The following is a 24,839-nucleotide window of genomic DNA, read 5'->3' on the forward strand; positions in this document are numbered from 1 at the left end:
AACGACTGCATCACGTTACTGCGAAAGTTCGATACGCTTGACGTCACCCAAAATAAACACATATGCCGCTACGCCCAGCAGCGCAGCGCCGCCGATATAAACAAGCGCGTAGAAGAAGTTGCCGGAGGCCGCGACGATGAAACCGATGATCAGCGGCGTCAGGATCCCGGCAAGATTAGCGCAGAAGTTAAACAAGCCGCCGGTCAGACCGCCAAGGCCTTTCGGCGCGATATCGGAAATTAACGTCCAGCCCAGGCCGACCATCCCCTGGCCAAAAAAGGCGAACGACATCACCAGAATCACCGCCAGATCGCTGGTCAGCCAGTTGGCGGAGATAATCGTGCTCGCCATCAGCAGACCGGCAATGATCGGCAGTTTACGCCCGAGATTCGCCGAACCGGTGGCCTTCAGCAGCTTATCCGAGACCCAGCCGCCGAACATCACGCCGCCCGCCGCCGCCAGGAACGGCATGATGGCAAAGAAGCCGACCTTAATCCACGGCATATGGCGTTCGGTGGCCAGATAAGTTGGAAACCAGGTCAGGAAGAAGACCAGCACCGTATTACCGGCAAACTGCCCGATGCTGGCGCCGAGAATCTGTCTTTTCGCCAGCAGCTGGCGAATCAGCGGCCAGCTAAAGGCGGTATGCTGCTCTGCGCCGGTGGACATTCCGCCGCCGTTGACGATGTGCTCGCGCTCCTGCTGATTGAGGTGTTTATCTTCATGCGGCTCGCGATAGCAGCGCCACCACACCAGCGCGAACATCACGCCGACTGCGCCGACGCTAATAAACAGCGCGCGCCAGCCGAAGCTGCCCATTATCCAGAACAGCAGCGGCGAAAAGCAGGCCAGCCCGAGATATTCGCCGACGGTATAGACCGCCGTCGCCTTCGCCCGCTCCTGCTGCGGGAACCAGGCGCTCACCACCCGACTGTTCACCGGGAAACAGGGCGCTTCGCTGACGCCGAGGCCAAAGCGGCACAACAGCAGACTTTTCAGGCCAACCGCCAGGCCGTGGAACATGGTGAATAGCGACCACAGGGTCAGCGCCAGAAAATAGGTCACTTTGTTGCCGAAGCGGTCAAGGAAGATGCCGCCGGGGATCTGCGCCAGCGCGTAGGTCCAGGCAAAGGCGGAGAACACGATGCCCATCATTGCGGCATCAATACCCAGCTCAGCGGTCAGCTGCGGCGCGGCGATACCCAGCACCGTACGGTCGAGATAGTTGATCATGGTGCCGACGGCCAGCAGCGCAAGAATACCGATACGCCGCCGGGAGGGCCTCACGCCGGACGCGGCCGCCGCCGTCGGGTGATTGTGGCTATAAGAGTCCATAGTCGTTTCCTGTCATAGGGTACAGCCGGATATTGTTATTGTGTTTGCAACGTTGGGTGGTGAACCATCTGCTACATTACTCGGTGTACTGCATTGCTGACAAGCGTACAGCTGCATTTACAGCACCATAAAGTGCGTAACCGTTGCGCCGTTCAGTCAGTTCAAAGAAAAAGCGTCCCACCGCAATCGGTCGGGTGTAGAGGTGAAAGAATTCGCCGCCGCTGCCATCGCGATCGTAAAGAATTTGATGATTCTTCAACAGGTTAACAGGAATACCCTTCCCATAACGGGCCAGCAAATCTTCATAGTAGTTCGCCGGAATCGGCAGCGCATTGACGGCAACCTCGGGCACGGTTGCAAGCGTGGAGGATAAATCGCGGCAGGCAAAAGCCGCGTGCTGTAAACCTGCCCCCTGATAACAGGCCACTGAACGGGCAATTTGCGTGGCGCGGCTTTGCGAAATATTCAGCGCAAAGCGGATGTCGCCCTGCGGACTGCTTACCGCCAGGCTGCGCACCAGCCCGTACGGATCGGGTAGCGTTTGTTCATGCTCAAGGATAAAGCCGAATACGGTGCGGAAAAAAATGATCCAGTTATCGCGGCTATCCGGCTCCATGCCAAGTGCCAGGTGATCGATACCACAATAATCGTCGCGCGGCGTGACGTCCGTGCGCAGATGGAAATCGCGCGTGTAGATATCGTCGCCCACTTCAATCAGATAAATCAGGCTACCGTCCGGGGCGCAAACCGCCGGGATTGGGCTTTCGTTGGGCCCGGCATCGCCCTGCCAGGTGGCATAGCCCAAGGCGCGGGCGCGCTCGACGATTGCCGCACTCTGGCTGACGCGTAGCGCCATAGCGCAGAGAGAGACTCCGTGACGCTGATGAAAATGGTCGGCCCAGCTATGCGGTTGGGCGTTAACCACCACCCGCGCCCCACCGTTGCGCCAGAGGGAGACGCGTTTTGAGCGATGCGTCCCCTCTTCGGCAAAGCCGAGCTGCGCCAGCCTGTCTCCGAGTACTCCCGCCTGCGATGGCGTGGCGGCAAACTCGATAAACTCGAGCCCGGCATAGACCGGTAGTTCAGCCGGTGCAAACAGCGGCGCGCGGCTTTCCGGCAGCCGGTGGCGGACCTGCTCTTCCAGCCACAGCAGCGAGCGATAGCCATCTTTCGCCGTCGCACCGTTGGGAGAAGCCCGGAAGCTGTCGTTAAAAATCTCCAGCGACCAGGGGCCACGATAGCCGCAGCGGATAATCTCGCAGGCAAAATCCACCAGCGGCAGCTGTCCCTGACCGGGGAAGCAGCGGAAGTGGCGGCTCCATTCGAGGATATCCATTTTCATCAGTGGCGCGTCGGCCATCTGTACAAAGGTGATTTTCTCCAGCGGCACGTCCGCCAGCTGCGCCAGCGTGTCACCGCGCGCCAGCACGTGGAAACTGTCGAGCACAATACCCAGCGCCGGGCTATCGACGCGTTTGACCCGCGCCCATGCCTGATGCCAGCGGTTAACGTGGGTGCCCCAGGCCAGCGCCTCGTAGCCGATGGTGATGCCTTCCTGCTCCGCCAGCTCAGCCAGAGCGCGTAAATCGGCCACCTGCAGTTCGACGTCGGCGGAACAGTCCGGCTGAACGTTACTGCACAGCAGCATGGTATCGCAGCCCAGCTCATGCATGAGCGCAAATTTGCGTCTGGCGCGTTCCATATTAGCGGTGAACTGGGCGCGGCTGGCCCCTTCAAAATCACGAAACGGTTGAAAAAGCGTGATTTTTAGCCCTAAATCTGCCGCCAGGTGGCGGATATCGGCCGGCGTACCGGTATAATAGAGCAGATCGTTTTCAAAAATTTCGACGCCCTGATAGCCCGCCGCTGCGATGGCATGGAGCTTTTCGGGTAAGGTACCGGAAATCGAGACGGTGGCAATGGAGCGCAACATAGTGTCCTCGGGTCATGAGCTGACTTAATGACCTGAATATGAATCATTTGGTTCAATTGCGCCATGACTGGTTGCAAAATTGTGATCAATATGTGTATTTTTTGCATCTCAAGAAAAGGAGCCGTTATGTCTGCCGTTGCTCATGATGAAGCACAATCGCTTAAGGAGCGGATCTTCGCCGCCGCTATTACCGTTTTCGCCGAGCACGGTTTGTCGGGCGCGCGAATGGAGCAAATCGCCACCGAAGCGCAGACCACTAAACGCATGGTGGTCTACTACTTCAAGACCAAAGAGCAGCTTTATCAGGCCGTGCTCCAGCACGTCTACGCGAGGATCCGCGAAACCGAGCAGCAGCTTGGGCTGGAAAACGTGCCGCCGGTTGAGGCGCTGGTGCAGCTGGTAAAGTGGAGCGTGCGCTATCACGCCACGCACGCCGACTATATGCGGGTTATCTGTATGGAAAACATGCAGCGCGGCAAGTGGCTGAAAAGCTCCGGACAGCTGAAACCGCTAAACCGTACCGCTCTGTCGATTCTGGAAGATATTCTGCAGCGCGGCCAGCAGCAAGGCGTGTTTCAGGCGGGTCTGGAGGCGCGCGATGTGCATCGATTGATCAGCAGCTTTAGCTTCTATCAGGTGTCGAACTTTTATACCTTTAGCAGCCTCTATCTGGACGACCCGATGCCGGCCATTGATGATGAAGCGATGGTCGCCCACCACTGCGATATTGCCGTCAAAGCGGTGATACGCTTTGTGATTTCATAAAGCTCAGGGAAACGCGCAGGTCCGGCTAGCTGCCGGAAAGCGCATGGACCACCTTCTCCATCGCTTCCTGCGTCAGCGCTGAGCGCTTGACCTTCGGGTTTGCCAGGGCGGTACGCAGCACGCCGGCGATAACGATATGCTTTGGCTCTTGACCCAGGTCGCGCATCTCAAGCACGACTTTACCGACCACGCGGCACATTTCCTGATACAGCGCCTCATCTTTGGCTGTGTTTCCCATGCTATTTGGCTCTCAAATTTTCATTATCAATCAAATCATTATTGATATATTTCCCGCTTAAATCAAACCAGCGCGATGATTTCGCCTCAGCGACGTATTTTTGCTGGCAAAGTTGTGAATAAATCCGCATTTCCGCCCGCTTTATCTTGTCAGCTGATGAAAAAATGTGTTGCGCATAAGCGTAGGTTTAGTTTGCATTTTGTTAAGTATATAACTATAGAAATGAAACATGGTTTTCATTTTCTTTTTTGGATTGGGCAACGTATAATGCCCGGCAAATTCTTATTGAATGGTTTCAGCGCATTGGATTGCATGACTAAACGCATAACACGTTGCCTCTTTTCATGGGCTGAACCGCCAGCACACATTCTTCTGCACGCTCTTTTGTTGTCACCTATCCTTAGAGCGTGGCATAGCAACTTTCGTAATACAGGTTTAACTCTGCGGCAGTACGCCCACGGAGTCAGATTCCCCATCCCTATCCTTCACAACTTAAAGATTAAACTGTCATGAAAAAGACCAAAATTGTTTGCACCATCGGTCCGAAAACCGAATCCGAAGAGATGTTGACCAAAATGCTGGACGCCGGTATGAACGTTATGCGTCTGAACTTCTCTCACGGTGACTATGCGGAACACGGCCAGCGCATCCAGAACCTGCGCAATGTGATGAGCAAAACGGGCAAGAAAGCGGCAATCCTTCTGGATACCAAAGGTCCGGAAATCCGTACCATTAAGCTGGAAGGCGGTAACGACGTCTCCCTGAAAGCGGGCCAGACTTTCACCTTCACCACCGACAAATCGGTGGTAGGTAATAACGAAATCGTTGCGGTGACCTATGAAGGCTTCACCAGCGACCTGAGCGTCGGCAACACCGTACTGGTTGACGATGGTCTGATCGGTATGGAAGTCACCGCGATCGAAGGTAACAAAGTTGTTTGTAAAGTGCTGAACAACGGCGACCTCGGCGAGAACAAAGGCGTTAACCTGCCGGGCGTATCTATCGCTCTGCCGGCGCTGGCTGAGAAAGACAAACAGGACCTGATCTTCGGTTGCGAGCAGGGCGTGGACTTTGTTGCGGCCTCCTTTATCCGTAAGCGTTCCGACGTCGTGGAAATCCGCGAGCACCTGAAAGCTCACGGCGGCGAGAAGATCCAGATCATCTCTAAAATTGAAAACCAAGAAGGCCTGAACAACTTCGATGAAATCCTCGAAGCTTCTGACGGCATCATGGTTGCGCGTGGCGACCTGGGCGTTGAAATCCCGGTTGAAGAAGTTATCTTCGCGCAGAAAATGATGATCGAAAAATGTATCCGCGCGCGTAAAGTCGTTATTACCGCGACCCAAATGCTGGATTCCATGATCAAAAACCCGCGTCCGACCCGTGCGGAAGCGGGCGACGTGGCTAACGCCATCCTCGACGGCACCGATGCTGTCATGCTCTCAGGCGAATCCGCAAAAGGTAAATATCCGCTGGAAGCGGTCACCATCATGGCGACCATCTGCGAACGTACCGACCGCGTGATGACCAGCCGTCTTGAGTACAACAACGATAACCGTAAGCTGCGCATCACCGAAGCGGTCTGCCGCGGTGCGGTTGAAACGGCAGAAAAACTGGAAGCGCCGCTTATCGTCGTCGCGACCCAGGGCGGTAAATCCGCGCGCGCCGTACGTAAATACTTCCCGGATGCAACCATCCTGGCGCTGACCACCAACGAAACCACCGCGCGTCAGCTGGTGCTGAGCAAAGGCGTGGTAGCGCAGCTGGTTGAAGAGATCGCCTCTACCGATGCTTTCTATCACCTCGGTAAAGAGCTGGCGCTGCAGAGCGGCCTGGCGCGCAAAGGCGACGTGGTTGTTATGGTTTCCGGCGCATTAGTCCCGAGCGGAACCACCAATACCGCTTCCGTGCACGTGCTGTAATAATTTACAGGTTAATTAGTATTTCCTTTAAAGGCGCCTCATTGAGGCGCTTTTTTTTATTCCAGCACTAGCTGCTATTAATAAAAATGCAAATCGGAATTTACTATTTAACGCGAGATTATCTAAGATGAATCCGATGGAAGCGCGCTGTTTTCTCTCGCCTTTTTAAGGTTACCTGATGATTTCGATGCTTCTTTGAGCGAACGATCAAAAATAAGCGTATTAAAGTAAAAAAATATTCTCATCACAAAAAAGTTTGTGTAATACTTGTAACGCTACATGGAGATTAACTCAATCTAGAGGGTATTAATAATGAATCGTACTAAACTGGTACTGGGCGCGGTAATCCTGGGTTCTACTCTGCTGGCTGGTTGCTCCAGCAATGCTAAAATCGATCAGCTGTCTTCTGACGTTCAGACTCTGAACGCTAAAGTTGACCAGCTGAGCAACGACGTGAACGCAATGCGTTCCGACGTTCAGGCTGCTAAAGATGACGCAGCTCGCGCTAACCAGCGTCTGGACAACGCAGCTACTAAATACCGTAAGTAATAGTATCTGTGTAATAAAAATGGCGCACATTGTGCGCCATTTTTTTGCCTCTCGTTCCCCCGCCTACTGCACCCTTTTTGCTTCGTCTACCGGCGCACTCTGTACGGACAGGCCCGACGTCGGGCTGCTGCCCGCGGATACCACCACCGGATATCCTGCTCGCCGGGTCAGCGCGCGTTTAAGCATGGCCTCATCCACCGCTTTATCGCCGGAGAATTGATGGAACTCCGCAGGAAGCGTATAGGCCATCGTCTGCGGGTTGCTGGTCTCATCCGGCGTCAACGGTCGATGAACTTCAACATAGCGCTTACCGTCCGGCTCCACGGCGAACTTGACCGGCTGATTGATAATCCGCACCGGCGTCCCGCTTTTCACCTGATTGAATAACGCCTGAATATCCGCCGCATTCATGCGCATACAGCCGGAGCTGACGCGTAGTCCGACGCTATCTGGCGCACTGGTGCCATGAATAAGATATTCCCCGTTGCCGTATGCAAGGCGCAGCGCATAACGCCCCAGCGGGTTATTCGGTCCTGCGGGCACGACCGGCGGCAGCTTAATTCCTTTTTCCAGCGAGCGAGCGCGAATGCCTGCCGTCGGCGTCCAGGTCGGGTTCGGAATTTTCTGCCCTATTCGCGTTGTCATCTCCGGGGTCTCCAGCCCCTGCTGACCAATCCCGAGGGGATAAACCTGCACCTGATTCATTCCCGGCGGGAAGTAGTACAGGCGCAGCTCGGCCAGGTTGACGACGATCCCTTCCCGCGGCACGTCCGGCAGCAGCATCCGGGAGGGAATCAGCACCTGGGTACCCGGTTTAGGCTGCACCGGGGCAATCGTATCGTTCGCTTCGAGGATCAGCATCGCTGCGGTATCGAAACGACGGGCAATCGCCTGCAGGTTGCGGTCATCCTCCTGTACCGTCCAGGACTGGTTCTCACCAATCAAACGACTGTTGGCAGGGGGAAGAGGGTAATCGACGGCCCAGGCTGCATGTGACGCGCTGAGGGCGCTCAGAACGGCAATGGTGATGAGAGAAGCGCGTTTCATACTGAGATTCCTTCTTTCGCTGATAAAACGCCAGGCCTGTTATGCACAACGGGAGGTTCCCCTCCCGTCGCGCATAACAGAATGAAATCTACTGTTTAATTCTAGCTAAGATTTGCCGCCTTCGCGCGGATTGCGCGTATCATCGCTTCCAGTCCTTGCGACCGTGAAGGCGTCAGGTGCTGCGTGAGGGCCATTTTTTCAAACCACGGGCGCACATCAAAAGCGAGGATATCCTTCGCCGTCATCCGATCGTAAAGAATAAACACCACCGCGATAAGCCCTTTCACAATAGCGGCATCGCTATCGCCGCGAAGCGCAATTGCGCCGCTCTGCTCCTGCGTCATCACGATCCATACCTGGCTCTGGCAGCCCTGAATGATGTTCTGCGCGCTATGCTCTTCCGCGCTCAGCGGCGCAAGGCGCTGCCCCAGTTCGATGATATAGAGATATTTCTCTTCCCAGTTCGCGCAACGGCTAAAGTTGCGCAGCAGTTTGTCTTTATCAGGTAACGCCGCCATAGTTGCTTCCTTTAGCTTAACAATTTGTGGATCCGCTGCAGGCCCGCTACCAGCCGGTCCACCTCTTCCGTGGTATTGTACATCGCCAGCGACGCCCGGCACATGGCAGGGACGCCGTAGAACTCCATGAGCGGCATGGCGCAATGGTGCCCGGTACGTACCGCAATGCCGTAGTTATCCAGGAAGCTGCCGACATCGTAGGCATGATGCTTGCCGAGATTAAAGGCAATCACCCCGAGCCGATTTTGCGGACCATAAAGGGTTAAATCCGCCACGCTCTCCAGCGCCTGCAGCGCGTAGCGCATCAGGGTTTGTTCATATTCCGCGATCTGCGTCAGACCCAGCGCGCTGACGTAATCCAGCGCAGCCCCCAGCCCGATGATACCGCCGGTGTTCGGCGTTCCCGCCTCGAAGCGCCACGGCGCTTTTGTCCAGGTCGTGCCTTGCGTCAGGCTGACCGTGGCGATCATCGACCCGCCTCCTTCCCAAGGCGCCATATCCTGCAGGATATCCTGCTTAACGTAGAGCATGCCGATACCGGTGGGGCCGTAAAGCTTATGCGCGGAAAATGCGTAGAAATCACAGTCCAGAGCCTGCACGTCCACCGGATGGTGCATCACCGCCTGCGCGCCGTCCACCAGCACTTTGGCGCCGTGCTGATGGGCTAAAGCCACCAGGGCGGCGACCGGGTTTTCGGTTCCCAGCACGTTAGACACCTGGGTGATTGCCAGCAGCCGGGTGCGCTCATCAAACAGGCCGGGGATGGCATCGAGCTGCAGCGTACCGTCCTGATTCAGCGGGATAACCCGCAGTTCGGCGCCCACCCTGGCGCACAGCATCTGCCACGGCACGATATTGGCGTGATGCTCCATCGCGCTGACGATGATATTGTCCCCTGCGCCGACGTTAGCATTGCCCCAGCTGTTCGCTACCAGATTAATGCCTTCCGTGGTACCGCGAACAAACACCAGCTCTTCTGCCGATCGGGCATTCAGGAACGTCGCCCCCTGCTGACGCACCTGCTCCATCCGCGCCGTGGCTTCCGCGCTAAGGGTATGAATGCCGCGGTGTACCGCCGCATAGCCGTGGCGGTAAAACTCCGCCTCAGCGTTGATCACCGCTTCCGGCTTCTGCGCGCTGGCGGCGCTATCAAGGTAGGCCAGCGGCTGACCGTTCACCTCGCGATTAAGCACGGGAAAATCCGCGCGCACGCGTTCCACAGAAAATGTCATGCTTTACCTCCCGGCAAACGCTGGCCAATACGCGCCAGTATCTGCTGCCTGAGCGCCTCATCATCGATCGCTTCCGTGAGCTCCGCGGCAAAGGCGTAAAGAATCATCTGCTGCGCCGCCTGCTGCGTAATGCCGCGCGAACGCAAATAAAACAGCTGTTCATCATCAATGCGCCCGATGGTCGCGCCGTGGCTGCACTTCACGTCATCAGCGTAGATTTCCAGCTGCGGCTTGGTATCCACTTCGGACAGGCGGCCAAGCAGCAAATTATTGTTGGTCATCTGGCCATCGGTTTTAATCGCATGCTGGGCGACGTTGATCAGTCCATTAAACACCGCGCGCCCTTTATCGTTGACGATGGTTTTGTGCAGCTGACGGCTGTTACAGTATCCGACCTTATGATCGAGCCAGGTGCGGCTGTCGCACACTTCGTTGTTAACCGGCATCGCCAGCGAGTTAATCCGCAGGTTGCTGTTTTCACCGTTCAACTGCGTGCTGGTGTGGTGGCGCAGTACCGAGGCGCCGAGCAGAAAACTGCTGCTGAAGGCGGAGGCGTCGCGTCCGAGGGACAGATCGTTATGGGCAAAGTGGTAGCTTTGCGCATTTTCAAACGCCAGCTTGATATGCTGCAGGTGGGCGTTATCCGCCACGGACATCGTCAGCCTTGCGCCGGTAAAATGGGCGGCGTCGTTGAGGCTCAGATAGTGTTCGATAATAGTCGCCTGCGCGCCGCTCTCCAGCTCCAGATGGTGGCGATAGTGGGCGGTGTTCATTTCATCGCCCGGCAGCCCGCGCGTCATGTGCACGATCAGCAGCGGCTTTTCCGGTCGCTGGTGGCGCCCGACCCGGATATGGGTGACGCTGGTCGCCAGGCTTTCGGTCAAATGCAGAAAAACTTCGGGCTGAACGGCATCAGGCAGCGGCTGACGGTCGTTATCTACCCGCACCTCAAAGCCGCTGGCGGTCAGGTCGTCGCTCAGGCGTTCGTTAAACTGGCCGTCGACAAAAACCAGACGCCATGCGTCCAATGCCAGCCCCAGGGCGTCGCGTTGGGCCGCCGTCAGCGTCTGCGGTTCCGCAGCGACAAAAGTATGGTTCAGTAACGCATCCAGCGGGGTATATTTCCAGTTTTCATGTTTACGCGTCGGCAGCCCCAGCCGCAGAAGCTGTTGCAAATGCTGATGCGCCTGCGGGCTGCGCTGCTCGCTTTGCGCTTCAAACAGATGGTGCCACTGCTGCAGCGCGTTACTGCTGTTCGGTAAGCCAGCCATAGCCCTGCTCCTCCAGTTGTTTGACCAGAGTAAAATCGCCGGATTTAACAATCCGCCCCTGGTACAGCACGTGGACGTAATCCGGCTTGATATAGTCGAGAATGCGCTGATAGTGGGTGACGATAATAAACGAGCGCTTGCCGTCGCGCAGCGAGTTGACGCCGTCGGAAACAATCTTCAGGGCGTCGATATCCAGCCCGGAGTCCGACTCGTCCAGGATGCACAGCTCCGGTTCCAGCACCGCCATCTGCAGGATATCGTTGCGCTTTTTCTCGCCGCCAGAGAAGCCGACGTTAACCGAGCGGGTCAGCAGATCCTCCGGCATCTTCAGCAGCTTAATTTTGTCCTCCATCAGGTCCTGAAAGTCAAAACGGTCAAGCTGCTCCTGGCCGCGGTAGCTGCGCACGGCGTTCAGCGCGGTTTGCAGGAAAAACTGATTGCTGACGCCGGGAATTTCAACCGGATACTGAAAGGCCATGAAGATGCCCTCGCCGGCGCGATCTTCAGGGGAGAGTTCCAGCAGATCTTTGCCTTTAAACTCCACGCTGCCGCCGGTCACCTCATAGTCTTCACGTCCGGCAAGCGTGGCGGAGAGCGTACTTTTACCGGAACCGTTCGGGCCCATAATGGCATGCACTTCGCCGGGGCGAACGTCCAGATTCAGTCCGCGCAGGATCTCTTTGTCTTCAACGGCGACCTGCAAATTTTTTATACTTAACATCTTATTTCCTTTGTTATCAGCCGACGCTGTGTTCAAGGCTAATCGCCAGTAATTTTTGCGCTTCTACGGCAAACTCCAGCGGCAGCTCTGAGAAGACATCCTTACAGAAACCGTTAACGATCATCGAGATGGCATCGTCTTCGCTGATTCCGCGCTGCAGACAGTAGAACAGCTGATCTTCGCCGATACGGGAGGTGGTCGCTTCGTGCTCAAGCTGCGCGCTGTTATTACGGCATTCTACATACGGGAAGGTATGCGCCCCGCTGTCCGGGCCAATCAGCATGGAGTCGCACTGGGTGAAGTTGCGCGCGTTGGTCGCGGTGGGCATAATTTTGACCAGGCCGCGATAGCTGTTCTGGCTGTGGCCGGCTGAAATCCCCTTCGAGATAATCGTCGAACGGGTGTTTTTGCCGATATGGATCATCTTGGTGCCGGTGTCCGCCTGCTGGTGGCCGCTGGTCAGCGCTACCGAGAAGAACTCGCCAATGGAGTTATCGCCGCGCAGAATACAGCTCGGATACTTCCAGGTGATCGCCGAGCCGGTTTCCGACTGGGTCCACGACATTTTGCTATTCTCGCCTTCGCACAGGGCGCGCTTGGTCACGAAATTAAGGATCCCGCCGGTATTATTGTCGCCGGGGAACCAGTTTTGCACCGTGGAGTATTTCACCTCGGCATCTTTATGAATGATCACCTCCACCACCGCCGCGTGCAGCTGGTAGCTATCGCGTACCGGCGCCGAACAGCCTTCGATATAGCTCACGTAGCTGCCTTCGTCGGCGACCAGTATGGTGCGTTCGAACTGGCCGGTTTTCTCGGCGTTGATGCGGAAATAGGTCGACAGCTCCATCGGGCAGCGCACGCCTTTGGGCACATAGATAAAGGTGCCGTCGGAGGCTACCGCCGCGTTAAGGGCGGCAAAGAAGTTGTCGTTGCCCGGTACCACGGTGCCGAGGTATTTCCTGACCAGTTCAGGGTGATCGTGAATCGCTTCGCCGAAGGAGCAGAAAATAATCCCCTGCTCCGCCAGCTTTTCGCGATAGGTGGTCGCCACGGAAACCGAGTCAAAAATGGCGTCGACGGCCACCTCCCGCCCTTCGCGAACCGGTACGCCGAGAAGGTTAAACGCCTCTTCGACTTCGCTGGTCAGAAATGCACTGGACCCCGTTTGCTGTAGAGCTCCCGGCTCAGAAGCGCAGGCGTCATCGCAGTTGCCGCAGGAGGGCGCTGAGTAATAGCTGTAATCCTGATAATTCAGCTTGTCGTAGTGCGCTTTCAGCCAGTGCGGCTCTTCCATTGCCTGCCAGGCCTTGAAGGCGTTCAGACGAAACTCCAGCATCCATTCTGGTTCATTGCGGCGTGCAGAAATCGCCCGAACCACCTCTTCATTTATGCCTTTCGCCAGCTCATCGGTCTGTAGCTGGGTAAAAAAGCCCTCTTTATAGTTGAGTGGCCCGCCGCTCCAGGTTTTGACATCGTCAGTTGCTTCAGTATTACGAGACATAGTTACTCCGCCTGAACGCCAAAACTTTCGCCGCAGCCGCATTCGTGCTGCGCTTTGGGGTTATGAAATTTAAAGATCTGGTTTAAACCTTCGCGGACGTAGTCGAGCTCGGTGCCATCGATAAACGGCATGGCCTGCAGTGGCGCCCACAGTTTCGCGCCATCGCGCTCAAAAAGCAGATCGTCCTGCGCCGGTTCAGCGATGAGTTCGAGAACGTAGCCAAAGCCGGCGCAGCCGCTGGTTTTAACGCCCAGGCGTAGCCCCTGCTTGTCGGGTTGTTTGCTGACCAGTGCGCGAATATGGGCGGCGGCGGCTGGGGTCATCGCCAGGCCGCGCCAGCTGAAATCTTCGGGATTAAAAGTTCCTGCATGTGAATCCATCGCTCTACCTCATAGGTTGACGCCATCAGGGCATACCCACTATGTTAGTGATAATGATTATCACTTCAACCCATCCGGAGAAGGGGTATTGTCCCCGCTGGCTCATTTCTTGCGCTTTTTATAAGCATAGACCCTGCGCTCGGCGTTTTCAGCCTGCGAATTTCTGTTTTAATATATTGAAAAATAATAAGATATTGACGTTTGGCGCACTTAATTGCAGGCAATGGCAAAGATGTATCGAAAATACCGATTTATAAAATAGGCGCGGGAAAAAGCACTTTTCATCTACTTGCTGGACATTCAATGAGTTACACGCTTCAGGCCGCAACAAGCCAGCGTGCCGGCAGCAAAATCATCTGACAGCACATTGAGATAAAGCCATAGCGACGGATCGCCTGCAACCGATAATGAAAATACCCCACTACCACTGATGATATATTTTCTGGCATATTTATCTTCAATGGATATTTCGCTGATCCTGCAACGAATATAACCAGCGTGATCTTCGGCGTTTAACTCATTGATTTAAGGATTATCATGAATAATGTCATTCTCAGCATCATCGCGAAAATTTCAGCGATGGATGCAGAAAACAAGCAGCTTGCTGCGCAGGTTGAGGCCCAGTCGCTGCTGATAAGCGCATTGATGCTTGCCATTGGCGAGGAAGGAGGGGTCGCGGAGCTGGTTGGGAATGTGACCAAAGCAATTAACTCGGTGCTTGAATCATCGGAAGATATTCTTAAATCCGACGCTGAGCTTCTGCTGACTAAATTTCAGGAGCAAATAGCGCTCACGCAATTGATTAATACCCACGAAGATAAAATTAATCAAGCCGCACTCGGCGGCGGAGAGGCGACCAAAGGCAAACGCGTGGACTAAGCGGAGCCCTGCTTCCAGCGAAGTCCTGCCGCCTGTTCGCCGCGTCGGCGTCCACCGTGGCATCGGTTGATGCCGCGCTGCGCATAACGAGGCGCGGCGGCCAATAAACAGTATTAATATTTTCTTCACGTGCGTATCCGGCGGGACGATGGCATTTGCCTCCCATTGCCCCTCTGGCTCCCGCGCCGCCTGACGCGCCACCCGACCAATATGCCAAATTGAGACGCTGTTTGCCCCCTCACTAACGCGAATCCATTCATGCAACGAAACCTATTCGTTTTCATTATAAGTGCTGTCATTTCACAGAAATAAAGATTTATTCAGTGCCGGCTGGCTCCTGTAGAATGCGCTGCTAAATTTCCTTCATCTTTTCACGCAATGTCGCAACGGCGACCGATCGGGAACCTGTGTTGTACTGAACTATGGATATAGAAACAGATGTCATGTCGATGTGTATGGTCGTCCTGTTAATTATTAGCGTTTTGCTCGATTAACCCCATTTCCCCCTTAAATTTCGTAAGCCTCACCGTCGCGGACAGGCTTTCACATTCGTGAAGAAATAAGGAGATTCATAGGATTCGCCCACCGTGGGATTGTTTGCCAAAAGCGTTGCCTCTAAGCTTTTATCGACATACTTATGAGGTAACAAAAATGAAAAAAACTATCATTGCGCTCTTCGCCGTCGTTTCGATTACCGTCACCAGCGCGTTCGCCGCCGATGCAGAGAAAGCCGAAACGCCCTCACCGGCGGCTGAGGCGCATAATGCTGGCCATCCCCCCTTCGAGCTGACTCAGGGTTATGGCCCAATGCCTTTCCCTGTGCCGCCGAAAAAACCGGTTATTTTCTCCGCCACCGTAGCCACCGATAATCCGGTCGAAACGATCAATAAACTCACGCCGCTGATTCCAGCCAGCAAAGCTAAACATTATGAAGTGCGCGTTGAAGTCGTGCCGGTCCCCGATATGCCCGCGCTGTAAGCGCGTATCGTGGTAATAGAATGAAAGAGGGGAAATTAAACACTCGGACATTTTAGAAGTATTAAAAAGGCTGCCGACAATGGCGGCAGCCTCTGCACTTTATGGCGTTGCTGGTGCGGTTAGCTTCTGATCTTACGGTAGATGAAGAGTACGACCAGCGCACCAATCACCGCGACGACAAAGCTGCCGAAATTAAAACCGTCGACCCGGCCAAAGCCGAAGAAAGTACTAATCCAACCCCCGACAACTGCACCGATGACACCGAGAATTACGGTAACGATAAACCCGCCGCCGTCTTTCCCCGGCATAATCCACTTGGCTAAAATACCGGCAATAAGCCCAAAAATGATCCATGAAATGATACCCATAGCTAACTCCGTCCTCTTGTTACCTTGTAAATTCTGGTATTAAAAATATTAGCATAAATATTAACGATGTTTGATAAATTTATATTTAACATGGATGAGCTTGTCATATCAAAGATAATGGTCTACGCGCTAAAGATGTCGCACAAATAAGCGACCAAAAAATATAAAAGGTAGAAGGCTAATAATCCCTGGTGAGCAGCAAAGTTAAGCCAGGACTTTTCTTATAAAGCGTTAACATTGGGCCTGGTTAAATCTCAATACAAATAACAGTGCAAACCGGCAGCTAGCGGATATAGCGTAGGTACGTTCAGCGGTGATGAAGGATGGCAGGTAATAAGTATTAAGGGGGAAATCTTCCCCCTTAATTGACTTAAATTACGGCTGTGGTCAACCGCGACGAACAGCAAAGACGCCCCTGCTCATCAGTAATGTCGATCTGCCACACCTGGTGACGGGAGCCGACGTGCAGCGCCCGGCACACGCCGCGAACCCTCCCGCTGCGCACCGAACGAATATGGTTGGCATTGACCTCCAGACCGACCACCTTCTGTTCGCCTTCGCTGCACAGATAGCCCGCCACCGAACCTAACGTTTCCGCTAATACCACCGATGCGCCGCCGTGCAGCAGGCCAAACGGCTGATGGGTACGGCTGTCTACCGGCATGGTCGCGGCGATGGTCTCGTCGGTCATGGCCTCGAAGCGTATATCCAGCAGGCCGACCATGTTCCCGTCGCCCATCGCATTCAGTTGCTCCAGCGTGCTGTAACGTTTCCAAATCATCCCATAATCTCCAGTAGCGCCTGCAGCGGATGGCGTACGCCGCTGCCTTCAATACGCTTCACCTGGCTACGGCAGGAGTAGCCGGTGACCAGACAGCGGTTGCGCGGCAGGCGCTGCATCGCCTGCTGCCAGGAGAGCGCGTAGATGGCCAGCGAATTGGCGTGATTCTTCACTTCATGACCGTAGGTCCCGGCCATGCCGCAGCAGCCCACGTTAACGTTTTCCAGCTTCGCGCCAAAGCGTGCGAAGATATCCGCCCACTGCCGGGTAGAAGCGGGAAGCGCCGTCACCTCAGTACAGTGACCAAACAGATACCACGACTCGCCGCCTTGATCCTGCGCTGCGGTTTCCGTCAACGCCTGCGGCAACCATTCATGCACCAGCATCACGCGAAAATCGCCGCGCTTGTCGCCCAGCACCTGATTGTATTCATCGCGATAGCAGAGCACCAGCGCCGGATCGACACCCACCATCGGCATGCCGAGCTGGGCCACGCGGTTAAGGAAGTCGGCAGTTTTCTGCGCGGTGCGCGCGAATCGCGTCAGGAAGCCCTTAATATGCTGCGCCTTGCCGTTGGGAGAGAACGGCAGCAGCACCGGCTGGTATCCCACTTTCTCGATCAGGCGAACAAAGTCGGCAACCACCTGCGCATCGTAATAGCTGGTGAAGGGATCCTGAACCACCAGCACCCTCTTCGCCCTCTGCTCAGGACTCAGCGCTTCCAGCTGTTCCAGGGTGGTATTCGCCGAACGGTGGCCGACCATCTGCTGCTTCAACGATGGGACGGAAAGCAGCGGAAGATCAACCATACCAATATGCTTTTCCGATAGCTTGCGCATCCACGGCTGATTGATAAAGAAGTTGAAGGTCTTAGGCGCATGCGCCATCAGCGGCGCGTAGGATTCAACCGTCGCCACCAGATGGTCGCGAACCGGGCGCAAATAGCGGCTATGGTAAAGCTGCAGGAAACGCGAACGGAACTCCGGAACGTCGATTTTAATCGGACACTGGGTCGAGCAGGCTTTACAGGCCAGACAGCCGGACATCGCCTCTTTAACCTCATGGGAGAAATCGTACTCGCCTTTACGTGCGTGCCAGCTATTGCGGGTACGCTCCACCAGAGTACGCAGGCTGGCGCGTTTTTCCGGCAGATCTTTTTCCAGCTGATTGGGGTCGATGCCGCGGTCCGCCAGCAGGCGCAGCCATTCACGCACCAGCGTTGCCCGCCCTTTCGGCGAGTGAATACGGTGGTTGCTGACCTTCATCGACGGGCACATCGGGCTTTTGGCATCAAAGTTGAAGCACAGGCCATTGCCGTTACACTCCATCGCGCCGCGCCACGAGCTGCGCACGGCGATGGGGATCTGCCGATCGAATGTCCCGCGCTTGACCGCATCCACCTTCATCATCGGCGCATCAACGCCTTCCGGAGGACAGATTTTACCCGGGTTCAGACGGTTATCCGGGTCAAACGCGGCTTTAATTTTGCGCAGTTCGCCGAACAGCTCTTCGCCGAAGAATGCCGGACTGTATTCAGCGCGAAAACCCTTGCCGTGTTCCCCCCACAGCAGACCGCCGTACTTAGCGGTTAACGCGACCACGTCATCGGAGATCCGTTTCATCAGCATCTCTTGCTGCGGGTCACACATATCCAGCGCCGGCCGCACGTGCAGCACGCCGGCATCGACATGACCAAACATACCGTAGCTCAGCCCGTGGCCGTCGAGCAGCTCACGGAATTCAGCAATATAATCGGCCAGGTGTTCCGGCGGCACGCAGGTATCTTCGGCGAAAGGTATCGGTTTGGCGGCCCCTTTGGCATTCCCCAGCAGCCCAACCGCTTTTTTCCGCATCGCATAGATGCGCTCGACGCCGTCCAGCTCGTGACAAACCTGCCAGCCGATTACGCCCGCCTCGTTGCGTGCTATCAGTTCATCCAGGCGCTGACACAGGGTCGTCACCTGGCCGTCAATCAGTTCGGCGTCATCACCGGCGAACTCGACGATATTCAGCCCCAGCATTTCCTTATCCGCAACGTCGGTAATGAGCTCGCTAACCGAATGCCAGACAATATCCTCCCGCGCCAGATTGAGCACCTTCGAGTCGACCGTTTCGACCGAAAGCGCCTTCGCTTCCACCATAAACGGCGCGTTGCGCAGCGCAGAGTTAAAGGAATCGTACTTAACGTTGACCAGCCGGCGCACTTTCGGCAAACGGGTGATATCCAGCCGCGCTTCGGTAATAAACGCCAGCGTGCCTTCGGAACCGGTCAGGATTCGGGTCAGATCAAATTCGCTCATGTCGTCGTTGAACACGTGGCGCAGATCGTAACCTGTGAGGAAACGGTTAAGTTTCGGGAATTTATCGATAACCAGCTGCCGCTGCGCTTTGCAGCGTTGATATACCGTGCGATAGATCCGCCCGATCGCCGACTGTTCTGCGCCCAGGGTTTCCGCCAGCGCCGCCGGGATTGGCTGAGTGTCAAGAATATCGCCGCCGATCAGCACCGAGCGCACCCCGAGTACGTGATCGGAGGTTTTACCGTAGACCAGCGACCCCTGCCCGGAGGCGTCGGTGTTGATCATCCCGCCAAGCGTGGCGCGGTTGCTGGTCGACAGTTCCGGGGCAAAAAAGTAGCCGTACGGTTTAAGAAACTGATTAAGCTGGTCCTTAATGACCCCCGCCTCCACCCGCACCCACCCTTCTTCGGGGTTGATTTCAATAATGCGGTTCATATAGCGGGACATATCGACGATGATCCCGGCGTTCAGCGCCTGGCCATTCGTGCCGGTGCCGCCTCCGCGCGGGGTAAAGATCAGCGTTTTAAAACGCTCTTCCGCCGCCAGTCTTGCCAGCAGAGCCACGTCTGCCGTGGAACGGGGGAATAAAATCGCATCCGGCAACAGCTGATATACACTGTTATCAGTTGCCATCGTTAGCCTGTCGGCATAGCTGGTGGCGGTATCGCCGGTAAAACCCTGTTGCTCCAGTACCTGCAAAAAATTCAGCACCAGTTGAACGACACCTGGCGCTTGAGAAATCTGTGGGATCATGACGCTCGACCCTGCCTGACTATGTTGTGTTGTAAGTGATTAATCGTTTGCGTGACGCACCCAACTTTTTATCACATTTTTTTCATATGCGCCCGCCAGAATTAAGGGCAAAATCAGGCGCGCGAACTTATTGATATTATTATCAGTACATGGAATTACGCTGCGTCAGCCTTTTGACGCGACTGCAAAGGTAAAATTTCACTATGATTAACCCCAATCAGCCCCGGGATATACCGCAAGTTCTGCTGTCGGTGCTGTTTTTGTCCCTGATTATTATTTCCTGTCTGTGGGTCGTTCAGCCATTTATTCTGTCATTTGCATGGGCCGGTACGGTGGTCATCGCGACCTGGCCGGTACTTTTGCGTCTGCAGAGCCTGCTTTTCGGCAAACGCTCTCTGGCCGTACTGGTAATGACGCTGCTGCTTTTTTTACTCTTCGTTATTCCTATTGCGCTACTGGTCAATAGTCTGGTGGACAACAGCGTGCCATTAATAAAAGTGGTGACCAGCGGCAACTTTACCCCGCCGGATCTGGCGTGGCTGAATACGGTTCCGCTGATCGGCGATAAGCTGTACACCGGCTGGCATAATTTGCTGGAGATGGGGGGCACGGCGATTATGACTAAAATTCGCCCTTATCTCGGCACCACCACCACCTGGTTTGTTGGTCAGGCGGCGCATATCGGCAAGCTGCTGGTCTACTGCGGTCTTATGCTACTGTTTAGCGCGCTGCTGTACTGGCGCGGTGAACAGGTCGCCTATGGTTTCCGCCACTTCGCTACCCGTCTGGCCGCCAAACGCGGCGACGCGGCGGTGATCCTCGCCGGTCAGGCAATTCGCGCCGTGGCGCTGGGAGTGGTCGTGACGGCCCTGGCCCAGGCGGTGCTCGGCGGTATTGGTCTCGCGGTCAGCGGCGTGCCCTACGCGGCGCTGCTCACCGTGGTGATGATTTTTACCTGTCTTGTCCAGCTGGGGCCTTTACTGGTTCTGGTGCCGTCAATTATCTGGCTCTACTGGAGCGGCGATACCACCTGGGGTACCGTACTGCTGGTGTGGAGCTGCGTAGTGGGCACCATGGACAATTTTATCCGCCCGCTATTGATTCGTATGGGCGCCGACCTGCCGATGATTCTGATCCTTTCCGGCGTTATCGGCGGTCTGGTGGCGTTCGGCATGATTGGCCTGTTTATCGGGCCGGTTCTGCTGGCGGTCTCCTGGCGACTATACGACGCGTGGGTTAACGAAGCGCCGCCGCCGCCGAAAGATCCCGATCTGGTGCTTGAGGAGCTTAGCGAGCTCAATACCCGAGCCTCGCAGGATAAATAAGTCAACGGGCGGGGAAACCCGCCTTTTGCCATTGCGCCTTGACCGCTGTCGGGCACACCGCCCTCAAATATTAAGAAACACTAATATATTCCTCACAACAGTCCGCATTCCTCTGCCCACTAACCACATTTGCTTCGCAGATTCTTTACCTTAATTTAACTATTGAGAGGAATCCGATCGACGCAAAAAGCCTCAGTGCCTAGTATTAGCTCACGGTTATAAATCAATGCCTTGATTTATAAGCATGGAAATCCCCTGAGTGAAACAACGAATTGCTGTGTGTAGTCTTTGCCCATCTCCCACGATGGGCTTTTTTTTGCCCGTACGCTGACGGCTGAAACAAAAAATCCCCGCCATTGCTGACGGGGATTGCGCATTTTGTTTAGCGAAAAACTTACTTATTCAGCTCCGCCAGGCCAAGCCAGGTTTGCACCACGGTATCCGGATTGAGGGAAAGGCTATCGATTCCCTCTTCCATCAGCCAGGCGGCAAAATCTTCATGGTCTGACGGACCCTGCCCGCAGATACCGACGTATTTACCCTGTTTCTTCGCCGCGCGGATAGCCATCGACAGCAGCGCTTTCACCGCGTCGTTACGCTCATCGAACAGCTCGGAGACCACGCCGGAGTCGCGATCCAGACCCAGCGCCAGTTGCGTCATATCGTTGGAGCCAATGGAGAAACCGTCGAAGTATTCGAGGAACTGCTCAGCCAGCAGCGCATTCGATGGGATTTCACACATCATAATCAGCTTGAGGCCGTTCTCGCCGCGCTTGAGGCCCTGGCGCGCCAGCTCTTCAACCACCGCTTTTGCCTGCGCGACGGTACGAACAAACGGCACCATGATTTCGACGTTGGTCAGGCCCATATCGTTACGCACGCGTTTTACTGCTTCACACTCCAGCGCGAAGCAGTCACGGAAGCTTTCGGAGACATAGCGGCCGGCCCCGCGGAAGCCCAGCATCGGGTTTTCTTCTTCCGGCTCATAACGCTCGCCGCCGACCAGGTTGGCGTATTCGTTAGATTTGAAGTCGGAAAGGCGCACGATGACCCGTTTCGGGAAAAATGCCGCGCCAAGCGTCGAAATACCCTCGGTCAGGCGACCGACGTAAAACTCTCTCGGCGAGTCGTAACCTTTCATCAGCTCGCGGATTTCGTTCTGCAGACCCGGTTCCTGATCGTCAAACTCCAGCAGCGCGCGCGGGTGAACGCCGATCATCCGGTTGATAATAAACTCCAGACGCGCCAGGCCCACGCCTTCGTTCGGCAGGCAGGCAAAGTCGAAAGCCCGGTCCGGGTTACCGACGTTCATCATAATTTTCAGCGGCAGATCCGGCATATCGCCGACGGTGGAACTCTTGACGCTGAAGTCAAGAATTTCGGCATAGACGTAGCCGGTATCGCCCTCGGCGCAGGAGACGGTTACATTCTGGTTTTCCTGGATGCGATCGGTGGCGTTGCCGCAGCCCACTACCGCCGGGATCCCCAGCTCACGCGCGATAATCGCCGCATGACAGGTCCGCCCGCCGCGGTTGGTGACGATCGCCGCCGCTTTTTTCATGATTGGTTCCCAGTCCGGGTCGGTCATGTCGGTCACGAGAACGTCGCCGGGCTCGATACGGTTCATTTCGCTGATATCATGAATGACTTTCACCGGACCCGCGCCGATGCGGTGGCCGATCGCGCGCCCTTCAGAAATAATCTGCCCTTGCGCATGGAGGGTATAACGCTCCATCACCTGGCCGCGCGAACGGACGGTTTCCGGACGCGCCTGGACGATAAACAGCTTACCGGTATGGCCATCTTTCGCCCATTCGATATCCATCGGGCGGTTGTAGTGCTTCTCGATTTGCACCGCCTGCTGGGCCAGCTCCTGCACTTCCGCGTCGGTCAACGAGAAAACGTCGCGCTGCGCCTGCGGCACGTCTTCGATACGCACCTGCTTGCCGTGCTCCTGAGTTGGAGCATAAACCATGCGGATCTTCTTCGACCCCATGGTGCGGCGAACAATCGCCGGCCGTCCCGCTTCCAGCGTCGGTTTATGGACGTAGAACTCATCGGGGTTCACCGCCCCCTGCACCACCATCTCGCCAAGCCCCCAGGCGGAGGTGATAAACACCACCTGATCGAATCCGGATTCGGTATCGATGGAGAACATTACGCCGGATGATGCCAGATCGGAGCGCACCATCCGCTGCACCCCGGCGGATAGAGCCACGCCGCGGTGATCGTAACCCTGATGCACGCGATAGGAAATGGCGCGATCGTTAAACAGCGAAGCAAACACGTGCTTCACCGCGACGAGCACGGCGTCAAAGCCCTGCACGTTAAGGAATGTCTCTTGCTGACCGGCGAAGGAGGCATCCGGCATATCTTCCGCCGTTGCGGAGGAGCGCACGGCAAAGGAGGCCTCAGCGTCATCGGCGGACAGCTGGGTATACGCGTCGCGAATCGCATTTTCCAGTTCGCTCTGGAAAGGCGTATCAATGATCCACTGACGGATCTGCGCGCCCGCTTTCGCTAATGCGGAAACGTCGTCAATGTCGGTTTCATCCAGCAGTTCATAGATGCGCTGGTTCACGCCGCTTTGGTCCAAAAACTGATTAAAAGCATCAGCGGTGGTGGCAAACCCGTTCGGTACGGACACACCCATACCTGACAGATTTGTAATCATTTCACCAAGGGAGGCATTTTTGCCCCCAACCCTGTCTACATCATTCATGCCGAGTTGGTTATACCAAAGCACCAGCGGTGACGAGCCATTGTTGGACATCGAGACAATCCTTTTGTGATTTAATACCAGTGATAAATAATTCACGATCGACTACGGGATTTATCCTGACATAATTATGCCGTTGAAAAAAACGGTGAATCGTTCAAGCAAATTATTTTTTCGTTTTTAGGATTCTTTTCCGGATATAGCTAAGCCAATGATTCTTCTAAAATCTGATGAAATTTGATACAAAAGATACGCAGTTGCGAAAAATGAACCAACCTTTTCATTAAAAATAAAAATAGCGTTTCACTTTTTAAATTTGAGACAAAGCCTGGAGTGATATGCTTAAATTTAATATCTGCTTTCAGCTAATTAAACTCTTTATACCGGATGGTCAAAATGGAAAGTGCTGTAGATCGCCACGTATTTTATATTTCCGACGGTACCGCTATTACGGCGGAAGTTCTGGGTCATGCGGTCATGTCGCAATTCCCGGTAGCCACCAGCAGCGTAACCCTACCGTTTGTCGAAAATATCAGCCGCGCGCGCGCCGTGAAGGAACAAATTGACGCCATCTTCCAGCAGACCGGTATTCGACCGCTGGTGTTCTATTCCATCGTGCTGCCGGAGATCCGCGATATCATCGTGCAAAGCGAAGGCTTTTGTCAGGATATTGTTCAGGCGCTGGTGGCCCCCCTGCAGCAGGAGCTACGCCTGGACCCGACGCCAATCGCTCACCGCACCCACGGCCTGACCCCGGGTAATCTGAACAAATACGACGCGCGTATCGCCGCTATCGACTACACCCTTGCTCATGATGACGGGATTTCGCTGCGCAACCTCGATCAGGCCCAGGTGATCCTCCTCGGCGTTTCGCGCTGCGGGAAAACGCCTACCAGCCTGTACCTGGCGATGCAGTACGGTATCCGCGCCGCCAACTACCCGTTTATCGCCGATGATATGGACAATCTGATTCTGCCGGCATCGCTTAAGCCGCTCCAGCACAAACTATTCGGCTTAACTATCAATCCGGAGCGGCTGGCGGCCATCCGCGAAGAGCGACGGGAAAACAGCCGCTATGCTTCTATGCGCCAGTGCCGGATGGAAGTCACCGAAGTTGAAGCGCTGTATCGCAAAAATAAAATCCCTTGCCTGAACAGTACCAATTACTCCGTTGAAGAGATCGCCACCAAAATCATGGATATTATGGGGCTAAGCCGCAGAATGTACTAACACACTAGTACGATATCAAAAATTTGTTTATGCTATCACCCGTGGCCTATACAGGATCATGCCCTGCTCTTGCAATAAGCAGGGATTGGTT

The 24,839-nt window shown here is 55.2% G+C and carries 21 protein-coding genes and 1 other RNA gene; 8 read left to right on the forward strand and 14 right to left on the reverse strand.

The window, feature by feature from the left end:
- Positions 1–15: 15 nt before the first annotated feature.
- The gene (locus IAE27_RS25805; RefSeq protein ID WP_154022491.1) at positions 16–1,335 is read right to left on the reverse strand and encodes an MFS transporter; all 1,320 of its coding nucleotides are present in this window, start codon (positions 1,333–1,335) and stop codon (positions 16–18) included.
- Positions 1,336–1,411: 76 nt separating this feature from the next.
- On the reverse strand, positions 1,412–3,268 hold the full coding sequence (locus IAE27_RS25810) for a bifunctional sugar phosphate isomerase/epimerase/4-hydroxyphenylpyruvate dioxygenase family protein (RefSeq protein ID WP_017145698.1): 1,857 nt from the start codon (positions 3,266–3,268) through the stop codon (positions 1,412–1,414).
- A 126-nt stretch (positions 3,269–3,394) separates the two neighbouring features.
- Here IAE27_RS25810 and IAE27_RS25815 point away from each other — a divergent pair, with 126 nt between their 5' ends.
- On the forward strand, positions 3,395–4,033 hold the full coding sequence (locus IAE27_RS25815; protein WP_004102904.1) for a TetR/AcrR family transcriptional regulator: 639 nt from the start codon (positions 3,395–3,397) through the stop codon (positions 4,031–4,033).
- 25 nt (positions 4,034–4,058) lie between these two features.
- Here IAE27_RS25815 and fumD read toward each other — a convergent pair whose 3' ends face one another.
- Positions 4,059–4,271: a fumarate hydratase FumD gene (gene fumD, locus IAE27_RS25820; protein WP_004102907.1), complete on the reverse strand. Its 213-nt coding sequence runs from the start codon at positions 4,269–4,271 to the stop codon at positions 4,059–4,061.
- A gap of 509 nt (positions 4,272–4,780) precedes the next feature.
- On the opposite strand from fumD, the gene pykF reads away from it, so the two are divergent.
- Complete coding sequence (pykF, locus tag IAE27_RS25825) at positions 4,781–6,193, forward strand: pyruvate kinase PykF (RefSeq protein ID WP_004102909.1); 1,413 nt, start codon at positions 4,781–4,783, stop codon at positions 6,191–6,193.
- Between the two features lie 312 nt (positions 6,194–6,505).
- Complete coding sequence (lpp, locus tag IAE27_RS25830; RefSeq protein ID WP_003029373.1) at positions 6,506–6,742, forward strand: murein lipoprotein Lpp; 237 nt, start codon at positions 6,506–6,508, stop codon at positions 6,740–6,742.
- A gap of 63 nt (positions 6,743–6,805) precedes the next feature.
- On the opposite strand, the gene ldtE is transcribed toward lpp, so the two are convergent.
- The 7 genes from ldtE to sufA form a co-directional block, all read right to left on the reverse strand.
- Positions 6,806–7,789, reverse strand: coding sequence for a L,D-transpeptidase LdtE (ldtE, locus tag IAE27_RS25835; protein WP_105890396.1), 984 nt, complete (start codon positions 7,787–7,789; stop codon positions 6,806–6,808).
- Between the two features lie 101 nt (positions 7,790–7,890).
- Positions 7,891–8,307, reverse strand: coding sequence for a cysteine desulfuration protein SufE (gene sufE / locus IAE27_RS25840; RefSeq protein ID WP_070556818.1), 417 nt, complete (start codon positions 8,305–8,307; stop codon positions 7,891–7,893).
- Positions 8,308–8,318: 11 nt separating this feature from the next.
- The gene (gene sufS / locus IAE27_RS25845; protein ID WP_016807788.1) at positions 8,319–9,539 is read right to left on the reverse strand and encodes a cysteine desulfurase SufS; all 1,221 of its coding nucleotides are present in this window, start codon (positions 9,537–9,539) and stop codon (positions 8,319–8,321) included.
- Positions 9,536–10,810 carry a Fe-S cluster assembly protein SufD gene (gene sufD / locus IAE27_RS25850; protein ID WP_200093068.1) on the reverse strand — a complete coding sequence of 425 codons (1,275 nt, stop codon included), beginning with the start codon at positions 10,808–10,810 and terminating at the stop codon, positions 9,536–9,538. The genes sufS and sufD overlap by 4 nt, the downstream gene beginning before the upstream one ends.
- Positions 10,785–11,531, reverse strand: a complete 747-nt coding sequence (sufC, locus tag IAE27_RS25855; RefSeq protein ID WP_004102917.1) for a Fe-S cluster assembly ATPase SufC — start codon at positions 11,529–11,531, stop codon at positions 10,785–10,787. The genes sufD and sufC overlap by 26 nt, the downstream gene beginning before the upstream one ends.
- Positions 11,532–11,547: 16 nt before the next feature.
- On the reverse strand, positions 11,548–13,035 hold the full coding sequence (sufB, locus tag IAE27_RS25860; RefSeq protein ID WP_004102919.1) for a Fe-S cluster assembly protein SufB: 1,488 nt from the start codon (positions 13,033–13,035) through the stop codon (positions 11,548–11,550).
- A 2-nt stretch (positions 13,036–13,037) separates the two neighbouring features.
- On the reverse strand, positions 13,038–13,415 hold the full coding sequence (gene sufA, locus IAE27_RS25865) for a Fe-S cluster assembly scaffold SufA (RefSeq protein WP_108704942.1): 378 nt from the start codon (positions 13,413–13,415) through the stop codon (positions 13,038–13,040).
- A gap of 537 nt (positions 13,416–13,952) precedes the next feature.
- Between sufA and iraP the strand changes: the two genes are divergently transcribed.
- The gene (iraP, locus tag IAE27_RS25870; RefSeq protein WP_004102923.1) at positions 13,953–14,294 is read left to right on the forward strand and encodes an anti-adapter protein IraP; all 342 of its coding nucleotides are present in this window, start codon (positions 13,953–13,955) and stop codon (positions 14,292–14,294) included.
- 651 nt (positions 14,295–14,945) lie between these two features.
- Positions 14,946–15,272: a hypothetical protein gene (locus IAE27_RS25875; RefSeq protein WP_017145693.1), complete on the forward strand. Its 327-nt coding sequence runs from the start codon at positions 14,946–14,948 to the stop codon at positions 15,270–15,272.
- Positions 15,273–15,391: 119 nt separating this feature from the next.
- Here the strand turns inward: IAE27_RS25875 and IAE27_RS25880 are convergent, their stop codons facing one another.
- From IAE27_RS25880 to IAE27_RS25890, 3 genes are all read right to left on the reverse strand, one after another.
- On the reverse strand, positions 15,392–15,640 hold the full coding sequence (locus IAE27_RS25880; protein ID WP_004102935.1) for a GlsB/YeaQ/YmgE family stress response membrane protein: 249 nt from the start codon (positions 15,638–15,640) through the stop codon (positions 15,392–15,394).
- Positions 15,641–16,010: 370 nt separating this feature from the next.
- Entirely contained in the window at positions 16,011–16,421 is a 411-nt protein-coding gene (gene menI / locus IAE27_RS25885; protein ID WP_064397646.1) for a 1,4-dihydroxy-2-naphthoyl-CoA hydrolase, read from the reverse strand.
- Positions 16,418–19,474 (reverse strand): FAD-binding and (Fe-S)-binding domain-containing protein, encoded by a 3,057-nt coding sequence (locus IAE27_RS25890; protein ID WP_004102939.1) that lies wholly within the window; start codon positions 19,472–19,474, stop codon positions 16,418–16,420. The genes menI and IAE27_RS25890 overlap by 4 nt, the downstream gene beginning before the upstream one ends.
- A 203-nt stretch (positions 19,475–19,677) precedes the next feature.
- Here IAE27_RS25890 and ydiK point away from each other — a divergent pair, with 203 nt between their 5' ends.
- Positions 19,678–20,799 carry an AI-2E family transporter YdiK gene (gene ydiK, locus IAE27_RS25895; RefSeq protein WP_004113594.1) on the forward strand — a complete coding sequence of 374 codons (1,122 nt, stop codon included), beginning with the start codon at positions 19,678–19,680 and terminating at the stop codon, positions 20,797–20,799.
- 212 nt (positions 20,800–21,011) lie between these two features.
- An RNA gene (gene rprA / locus IAE27_RS25900) (antisense sRNA RprA) lies at positions 21,012–21,119 on the forward strand.
- A 74-nt stretch (positions 21,120–21,193) separates the two neighbouring features.
- On the opposite strand, the gene ppsA is transcribed toward rprA, so the two are convergent.
- The gene (gene ppsA, locus IAE27_RS25905; RefSeq protein WP_004113595.1) at positions 21,194–23,572 is read right to left on the reverse strand and encodes a phosphoenolpyruvate synthase; all 2,379 of its coding nucleotides are present in this window, start codon (positions 23,570–23,572) and stop codon (positions 21,194–21,196) included.
- Between the two features lie 342 nt (positions 23,573–23,914).
- On the opposite strand from ppsA, the gene IAE27_RS25910 reads away from it, so the two are divergent.
- Positions 23,915–24,748, forward strand: a complete 834-nt coding sequence (locus tag IAE27_RS25910; protein ID WP_004102943.1) for a pyruvate, water dikinase regulatory protein — start codon at positions 23,915–23,917, stop codon at positions 24,746–24,748.
- The last annotated feature ends 91 nt before the right edge of the window (positions 24,749–24,839 follow it).

The sequence above is a fragment of the Klebsiella sp. S69 genome (genome assembly GCF_016516145.1).
Lineage (GTDB): Bacteria > Pseudomonadota > Gammaproteobacteria > Enterobacterales > Enterobacteriaceae > Klebsiella > Klebsiella oxytoca.

What these genes read in the sequence shown, in the direction of transcription:
- IAE27_RS25805 (WP_154022491.1), bottom strand. Translation starts at nt 1,335, where the DNA reads ATGGACTCTTATAGCCACAATCACCCGACGGCGGCGGCCGCGTCCGGC.
- IAE27_RS25810 (WP_017145698.1), bottom strand. Translation starts at nt 3,268, where the DNA reads ATGTTGCGCTCCATTGCCACCGTCTCGATTTCCGGTACCTTACCCGAA.
- IAE27_RS25815 (WP_004102904.1), top strand. Translation starts at nt 3,395, where the DNA reads ATGTCTGCCGTTGCTCATGATGAAGCACAATCGCTTAAGGAGCGGATC.
- fumD (WP_004102907.1), bottom strand. Translation starts at nt 4,271, where the DNA reads ATGGGAAACACAGCCAAAGATGAGGCGCTGTATCAGGAAATGTGCCGC.
- pykF (WP_004102909.1), top strand. Translation starts at nt 4,781, where the DNA reads ATGAAAAAGACCAAAATTGTTTGCACCATCGGTCCGAAAACCGAATCC.
- lpp (WP_003029373.1), top strand. Translation starts at nt 6,506, where the DNA reads ATGAATCGTACTAAACTGGTACTGGGCGCGGTAATCCTGGGTTCTACT.
- ldtE (WP_105890396.1), bottom strand. Translation starts at nt 7,789, where the DNA reads ATGAAACGCGCTTCTCTCATCACCATTGCCGTTCTGAGCGCCCTCAGC.
- sufE (WP_070556818.1), bottom strand. Translation starts at nt 8,307, where the DNA reads ATGGCGGCGTTACCTGATAAAGACAAACTGCTGCGCAACTTTAGCCGT.
- sufS (WP_016807788.1), bottom strand. Translation starts at nt 9,539, where the DNA reads ATGACATTTTCTGTGGAACGCGTGCGCGCGGATTTTCCCGTGCTTAAT.
- sufD (WP_200093068.1), bottom strand. Translation starts at nt 10,810, where the DNA reads ATGGCTGGCTTACCGAACAGCAGTAACGCGCTGCAGCAGTGGCACCAT.
- sufC (WP_004102917.1), bottom strand. Translation starts at nt 11,531, where the DNA reads ATGTTAAGTATAAAAAATTTGCAGGTCGCCGTTGAAGACAAAGAGATC.
- sufB (WP_004102919.1), bottom strand. Translation starts at nt 13,035, where the DNA reads ATGTCTCGTAATACTGAAGCAACTGACGATGTCAAAACCTGGAGCGGC.
- sufA (WP_108704942.1), bottom strand. Translation starts at nt 13,415, where the DNA reads ATGGATTCACATGCAGGAACTTTTAATCCCGAAGATTTCAGCTGGCGC.
- iraP (WP_004102923.1), top strand. Translation starts at nt 13,953, where the DNA reads ATGAATAATGTCATTCTCAGCATCATCGCGAAAATTTCAGCGATGGAT.
- IAE27_RS25875 (WP_017145693.1), top strand. Translation starts at nt 14,946, where the DNA reads ATGAAAAAAACTATCATTGCGCTCTTCGCCGTCGTTTCGATTACCGTC.
- IAE27_RS25880 (WP_004102935.1), bottom strand. Translation starts at nt 15,640, where the DNA reads ATGGGTATCATTTCATGGATCATTTTTGGGCTTATTGCCGGTATTTTA.
- menI (WP_064397646.1), bottom strand. Translation starts at nt 16,421, where the DNA reads ATGATTTGGAAACGTTACAGCACGCTGGAGCAACTGAATGCGATGGGC.
- IAE27_RS25890 (WP_004102939.1), bottom strand. Translation starts at nt 19,474, where the DNA reads ATGATCCCACAGATTTCTCAAGCGCCAGGTGTCGTTCAACTGGTGCTG.
- ydiK (WP_004113594.1), top strand. Translation starts at nt 19,678, where the DNA reads ATGATTAACCCCAATCAGCCCCGGGATATACCGCAAGTTCTGCTGTCG.
- ppsA (WP_004113595.1), bottom strand. Translation starts at nt 23,572, where the DNA reads ATGTCCAACAATGGCTCGTCACCGCTGGTGCTTTGGTATAACCAACTC.
- IAE27_RS25910 (WP_004102943.1), top strand. Translation starts at nt 23,915, where the DNA reads ATGGAAAGTGCTGTAGATCGCCACGTATTTTATATTTCCGACGGTACC.